5 protein-coding genes are annotated in these 6619 nt (G+C 75.9%); 3 read left to right on the plus strand and 2 right to left on the minus strand.

Annotated features, from left to right (window positions below):
- Window positions 1-85 precede the first annotated feature (85 nt).
- Entirely contained in the window at window positions 86-2440 is a 2355-nt protein-coding gene (locus B7P34_RS39095) for a hypothetical protein (protein ID WP_223268547.1), read from the minus strand.
- On the opposite strand from B7P34_RS39095, the gene cobT reads away from it, so the two are divergent.
- The 3 genes from cobT (at window position 2321) to B7P34_RS34450 (ending at window position 6367) form a co-directional block, all read left to right on the plus strand.
- Window positions 2321-4129 carry a nicotinate-nucleotide--dimethylbenzimidazole phosphoribosyltransferase gene (gene cobT, locus B7P34_RS39100; protein WP_223268548.1) on the plus strand — a complete coding sequence of 603 codons (1809 nt, stop codon included), beginning with the start codon at window positions 2321-2323 and terminating at the stop codon, window positions 4127-4129. The two genes, B7P34_RS39095 and cobT, sit on opposite strands and share 120 nt — an antisense overlap.
- A 119-nt stretch (window positions 4130-4248) precedes the next feature.
- Complete coding sequence (gene cobA, locus B7P34_RS34445; RefSeq protein ID WP_106682090.1) at window positions 4249-5484, plus strand: uroporphyrinogen-III C-methyltransferase; 1236 nt, start codon at window positions 4249-4251, stop codon at window positions 5482-5484.
- 64 nt (window positions 5485-5548) lie between these two features.
- A complete protein-coding gene (locus tag B7P34_RS34450) occupies window positions 5549-6367 on the plus strand; it encodes a TrmH family RNA methyltransferase (RefSeq protein WP_106682091.1) in 819 nt (272 codons plus the stop codon).
- On the opposite strand, the gene B7P34_RS34455 is transcribed toward B7P34_RS34450, so the two are convergent.
- Window positions 6364-6619: hypothetical protein (locus B7P34_RS34455; protein ID WP_223268549.1), on the minus strand; the 256-nt coding region annotated here is incomplete at its 5' end. The genes B7P34_RS34450 and B7P34_RS34455 overlap by 4 nt on opposite strands.

Here is a 6619-nt window from a genome sequence, read left to right on the forward strand (position 1 = left end):
TGACTTGGCCACTGTGTCTCCGTGTCTCTGCGTCTGCCCGTACGTCTATCCGTGCATGTGTCCGTACATCTGTCTGCGCGTCCGTCTACGCAGATGCCCGCGCATCTGTCCGCGCGTCCGTCGCGCGTCCCCGTGCCGCTGCGTCCCCGTATCGCCGTGTCCTCCCGGAAACTAACCACCGGTGCGCGTTCCACCCGCCCCGCCTGCTGATGCTCCGTCGGCGGAGGCTGCCGCGGCTGATGCCGTGGCTGGTGCTCCGGTTGCCGCCCTGCAGGACGGGCAGCCTGCCGCCGCCGAGCAGGCACAGGACGTCGCCGCCGGCGTCGCTGCTGACGCATCGGCCGCTGCCGCGCAGACCGCGGTCCCTGTCGCCCCCGCCGAGCCCGAGCTTGGGCTTGTCGGCGACGCCGCCGCGGTGGCCGAGCCGGTTCCGGCTTTCCCGGCCGCAACTCCGCAGACCGTCGTTCCCGGTGCCGACGCCGGCACCGAGGCTGCTGCGCAGGCCGGACAGGTCATAGACGCCGTGGCCGCCCCCGCCGCTGCCGATGCCCCGGCCGCGCAGGCCGCGGACGCCGTGGCTGCTCCGCAGCCGGACCAGCCCGTCGTGGCCGAGGCCGCCGCCCCGGCTGAGCAGGTTGCGGACGCGGCTGCGGGCGCCGATGCGGCTGCCGCCGCCCCGCAGGCCGGGCAGGCCGTAGACGTCACTGCCGCCGACGGTGCTCCGCAGGCCGGGCAACCCGCCGATGCCGCCGCCGTCGCCCCGGCCGCCACCCCGCAGGCCGGACAGACCGTAGACGTCGCCGCCGCTGCCGCCGCTGCGGCGCAGGACGGTCAGCCCGCGGACGTCACCGCCGGTTCCCCTGACGCAACCCCGCAGGCCGAGCAGGCTGATGGCATCGCTGCCGAGGCCGCTGCGCAGGCCGGACAGCCTGGCGACGTCGCTGCCGCCGCCGTCCAGGCCGCGGTCCCTGGTGCTGAGGCCCAGGCTGTGCAGCCGGCGGATGCCGGCGCCGGCGTCGCCGAGGCTGCTTCGCAGCCCGTCGACCCCGCTGCCGCTGCCGCCGCCCCGGAGGCCGTGGTTGCCGGTGTCGAGGCCCAGGCCGCGCAGCCCGGTGCGGTAGATGCCGCTGCTGACGCTGCGTCGCAGGCCGGACAGCCGACGGACGCCGGTGCTGCCGCCCCGCAGCTCGCGGAAGCGGTTACCGAGGCCGCTTCGCAGCCTGTCGACGCCGCTGCCGTCGCCTCGCAGACTGCGGTCGCCGGTGCTGAGGCCCAGGCCGCGCAGCCCGGTGGAGCTGACGCCGTTGCTGACGCCGCGTTGCAGGCCGGTCAGCCGGCGGATTCCGGCGTCGGCGCCGCCGAGGCTGCTTCGCAGCCCGTCGACCCCGCTGCCGCGGAGGCCGCGGTTGCCGGTGCCGAGGCTCAGGCCCTGCAGCCCGGGCAGCCGGTGGATTCCGGTGCCGCTGCCTCGCAGCTCGCAGAAGCAGTCGCTGAGGCCGCTTCGCAGACGGCAGTCGCCGGTGCTGAGGTTCCGGCCGCGCAGCCCGGTGAAGCTGACGCCGTTGCTGACGCCGCGTTGCAGGCCGGTCAGCCGGTGGACTTCGCTGCCGGCGCCCCGCAGCTCGCAGAGACCGTTGCCGGTGCTGTTGTTGACGCTGCTTCGCAGGCCGTCAACGCGGCTGCTGCCGCTTCGCAGACGGCAGTCGCCGGTGCTGAGGTTCCGGCCGCGCAGCCCGGCGGAGCCGACGCTGTTGCTGACGCCGCTCCGCAGGCCGGGGGCCCCGCGGCCCCTGACACGGCCGTCCCGCAGCTCGCAGAGACCGTCGCCGAGGCCGCTCCGCAGCCCGTCGCCCCCGCTGCCGACGCCCAGGAAGTCGCGGTTGCCGGTGCCGAGCCCCAGGCCGCACAGCCCGGCGCAGCCGACACCACACAGCCCGGCGCAGCCGACCCCGCCCCGCCGGGTCCCGCCGACGTCCCGGCGGTCTCCTCGGAGGTCGCCTCCGAGCAGGCCGTCGCCGCCGACGCACCCGCCGACACCCTGTCCGCCCCGCACGCCCCCGTCGGCGTACCGCAGCCCGAGCAGGCCACCATCTCCGAACCGCAGCAGGCACCCGAGACCGAGGCCGCCGCGCACGCTCCGGCGGCCGGCGGCGAGACCCGGGCGGCGCAGCCCGAGCAGGCCGCGGCCGGCCTGCCCGAGCCGGAAGCCGGTACCGGCACAGGCACCGGCACCGGCACCGACGCTCAGCCCGTCGCCGAAGTCCGCATCCCCGCCCCCCAGCAGGCCCCCGACGAGCCGGCCGCCGAGGCCGGGCCCGCCGTGGTCACCGACCCCGTCGTCGTCCCCGCGCCCCGCGCGGCGGAGCCCGGAGCCGAGCCCGCGGGGGACGACGTCCCCGCGGCCACCGGCTACGGCGACGCCGAGCGCGAGGCCGTGCACCGCGTGATGCGGGAGCGGCGCGACATCCGCAACGGATTCCGCAAGGACCCCGTCCCGCACGAGGTCCTGCTGCGCGTCCTGGAGGCCGCCCACACGGCCCCCAGCGTCGGCCACTCCCAGCCCTGGGACTTCGTCGTCATCCGCTCCGCGGAGACCCGGCAGGCCATGCACGAGCTGGCGCAGCGCCAGCGCGACGCGTACGCGAAGTCGCTGCCCAAGGGCCGGGCCAAGCAGTTCAAGGAACTGAAGATCGAGGCGATCCTCGAGACGCCCGTCAACATCGTCGTCACCGCCGACCCCACCCGCGGCGGCCGCCACACCCTCGGCCGGCACACCCAGCCGCAGATGGCGCCGTATTCCTCCGCGCTCGCCGTGGAGAACCTGTGGCTCGCCGCCCGCGCCGAGGGCCTCGGCGTCGGCTGGGTCAGCTTCTTCGACGAGCGCGAGATGGTCCGCTCCCTCGGCCTGCCCGAGCACCTGGAGGTCGTCGCCTACCTGTGCGTCGGGTACGTCGACGAGTTCCCGGACGAGCCCGAGCTGATGCAGGCCGGCTGGGCCAAGCGCCGCCCGCTGTCGTGGGTCGTGCACGAGGAGGAGTACGGGCGCCGCGCCCTCCCCGGCGAGGACCCGCACGACCTGCTCGCCGAGACCCTCCGCGGCATCCGCCCGCTGGACGCGAAGGCGCTCGGCGAGGCCTGGGAGCGGCAGAAGCGGATGACCAAGCCGTCCGGCGCGCTCGGCATGCTGGAGATCATCTCCGCGCAGCTGTGCGGCCTGTCGCGCAAGTGCCCGCCGCCGATCCCCGAGCCCGCCGCCGTCGCGATCTTCGCGGGGGACCACGGGGTGCACGCCCAGGGCGTCACCGCGTGGCCGCAGGAGGTCACCTCGCAGATGGTCGCCAACTTCCTGGGCGGCGGAGCGGTGTGCAACGCCTTCGCCAACCAGGTCGGCGCCGAGGTCTGCGTCGTGGACGTCGGCGTCGCGGGCGAGCTGCCCAGCACTCCCGGCCTCCTGCCGCGCAAGGTCCGGCCCGGCACCGCCGACATCACCGCGGGCCCGGCCATGACCCGCGAGGAGGCGATGCGTGCCCTGGAGGTGGGCATCGAGACCGCCCGCGACCTGGTCGCGGCCGGCAACAAGGCCCTCCTGACCGGCGAGATGGGCATCGCCAACACCACGGTGTCGGCCGCCCTCATCTCCGTCTACACGGAGGCCGACCCCGCCGAGATCACCGGCCGCGGCACCGGCATCAACGACGAGATGCACGCCCGGAAGATCGACGTCGTCCGCCGCGCGCTCGAACTCCACCAGCCGGACCCGAAGGACCCCATCGGCGTCCTGGCCGCGATCGGCGGCCTGGAGCACGCGGCCCTCGTCGGCCTGATCCTCGGCGGCGCCTCGCTGCGCACGCCGGTGATCCTGGACGGCGTGAGCGCCGGTGCGGCCGCCCTCGTGGCCCGGGCGATCGCCCCCGAGGCGCTCGCGGCCTGCATCGCGGGCCACCGCAGCGCGGAGCCGGGCCACGTCGCGGCCCTCACCAAGCTCGGCCTGCGGCCCCTCGTCGACCTCGACCTGCGCCTCGGCGAGGGCACCGGCGCGCTGCTGGCCCTGCCGGTCGTGCAGAGCGCCGCCCGGGCGATGCACGAGGTCGCCACGTTCGACACGGCCGGCGTCACCGAGAAGGGCTGACGCCCCGGCCGGTACGGAAGGAGCCGGGGCGTCAGCGCCCGCCCCGGCCCTGACCGGTGCCCCCGGCCCCGTAAGGTGTCCTCACCAGCGCTTTCGCCCACGAGGAGACCCGCACCCCCATGGCCGAGCACAACGAATCCGCCGCCTACCCCGTCGGACTGCGCCTCGCGGGCCGCCGCGTCGTCGTCCTCGGCGGCGGCCAGGTCGCCCAGCGCCGCCTCCCCGCGCTGATCGCCGCCGGCGCGGACGTCCTGCTGATCTCCCCGTCCGCCACCCCCTCCGTCGAGGCCATGGCCGCCGCCGGAGAGGTGCGCTGGGAGCGCCGCCGCTACGCCGACGGCGACCTCGACGGCGCCTGGTACGCCCTCATCTCCACGGACGACCCCGAGGCCAACCGGGCCGCCTCCGCCGAGGCCGAGTCCCGCCGCGTGTGGGCTGTGCGCAGCGACGACGCGGAAGCCGCCACGGCGTGGACGCCCGCCACCGGCCGCAGCGAGGGCGTCACCGTCGCCGTCCTCACCGGCCGCGACCCCCGCCGCTCCGCCGCTGTCCGCGACGCCGTCGTCGAGGGCCTGCGCGACGGCTCCCTGACGGCCCCGCACTTCCGCGCCCGCCCCGCCGCGGGCCACGTCGCCCTCGTCGGCGGCGGCCCCGGCGATCCCGACCTCATCACCGTGCGCGGCCGCCGCCTCCTCGCTCAGGCCGACGTCGTCATCGCCGACCGCCTCGGCCCGCGCGACCTCCTCGACGAGCTCCCCCCGCACGTCGAGGTCATCGACGCCGCGAAGATCCCGTACGGCCGCTTCATGGCCCAGGAAGCCATCAACAACGCCCTGATCGAGCACGCCCGGGCCGGCAAGGCCGTCGTCCGTCTCAAGGGCGGCGACCCGTACGTCTTCGGCCGCGGCATGGAAGAGGCCCAGGCACTGGCCGAGCACGGCATCCCGTGCACGGTCGTCCCCGGCATCTCCAGCACCATCAGCGTCCCCGGCGCCGCCGGCATCCCCGTCACCCACCGCGGCGTCGCCCACGAGTTCACCGTCGTCAGCGGCCACGTCGCCCCCGACGACCCGCGCTCCCTCGTCGACTGGGAGGCCGTCGCCAGGCTCCGCGGCACGCTCGTCCTGCTGATGTCCGTCGAGAACATCGGCGCCATCGCCGAGACCCTCGTCCGGCACGGCCGGTCCGCCGCCACCCCCGTCGCCGTCGTGCAGGAGGGCACCACCGCCGCCCAGCGCCGCGTCGACGCGACCCTCGCCACCGTCGGCGAGCGCGTCAAGGCGGAAGGCATACGGCCCCCCGCGGTCATCGTCGTCGGCGACGTCGTGACGGTCGGCACCGGAACCGGTTGCTGACGCCGCCGGAGCCCACCACCCCACCGCACCGCGACCGAGCACCCCGCACCGAGAACCGAGGACCATGGCCGACATCATCACCATCGACGACCCCGCCGACCCGCGCCTGCACGACTACACCGGCCTGACCGACGTCGAGCTGCGCCGCCGCCGCGAACCCGCCGAGGGACTCTTCATCGCCGAGGGCGAGAAGGTCATCCGGCGCGCCCGCCACGCCGGGTACGAGATGCGCTCGATGCTGCTGTCCGCCAAGTGGGTCGACGTGATGCGCGACGTCATCGAGGAGGCGCCCGCCCCCGTCTACGCCGTGAGCCCCGAGCTCGCCGAACGGGTGACGGGTTATCACGTCCACCGAGGGGCGCTCGCCTCCATGCAGCGCAAGCCCCTCCCGTCCGCGGCCGAGCTGCTGCGGACCACGCGCCGCGTCGCCGTCATGGAGGCCGTGAACGACCACACGAACATCGGGGCGATCTTCCGCAGCGCGGCCGCCCTCGGCATGGACGCCGTCCTGCTCTCCCCGGACTGCGCCGACCCCCTCTACCGGCGCTCCGTCAAGGTCTCCATGGGCGCCGTGTTCTCCGTGCCCTACGCGCGCCTGGAGACCTGGCCCCGCGACCTGGAGGTCGTGCGCGAGGCGGGCTTCCGGATCCTGGCCCTGACCCCCGACGAGAAGGCCACGTCCATCGACGCGGCCGCACCCCACCGCCTGGACCGCGTCGCCCTGATGCTCGGCGCGGAGGGATCAGGCCTGTCCACGCGCGCCCTGATGGCGGCCGACGAATGGGTGCGCATCCCCATGGCCCACGGCATCGACTCGCTCAACGTGGGCGCGGCGGCCGCCGTGTCGTTCTACGCGGTGACGGCGGGCCGCCCGCAGGACTAGCGCGTACGTACGGCTGTTCGGGCCCCGGATTCCGCCGGACCCCCGCCCTCGCGGGGCTGGGAGACGCCGGGGCGCTGCAGGCCGTCCGTCCGCCGGTCCGGCCCCTGGCAGCCCTGGGCCACGGCGATGCCCAGCGCGACCAGCAGCGTCACCACGACGAAGACCGTCACCCGCTGCCGCAGCAGCCGCGGGTCCCGCGCGGGCCGTCGCGCCCCGGAGCCCGTCCGCGCCGCGGGCTGCCCGCCGCGCCGG

Source organism: Streptosporangium nondiastaticum (assembly GCF_003011965.1).
GTDB lineage: Bacteria > Actinomycetota > Actinomycetes > Streptomycetales > Streptomycetaceae > Streptomyces > Streptomyces nondiastaticus.

What these genes read in the sequence shown, in the direction of transcription:
- cobA (WP_106682090.1), top strand. Translation starts at nt 4,249, where the DNA reads ATGGCCGAGCACAACGAATCCGCCGCCTACCCCGTCGGACTGCGCCTC.
- B7P34_RS34450 (WP_106682091.1), top strand. Translation starts at nt 5,549, where the DNA reads ATGGCCGACATCATCACCATCGACGACCCCGCCGACCCGCGCCTGCAC.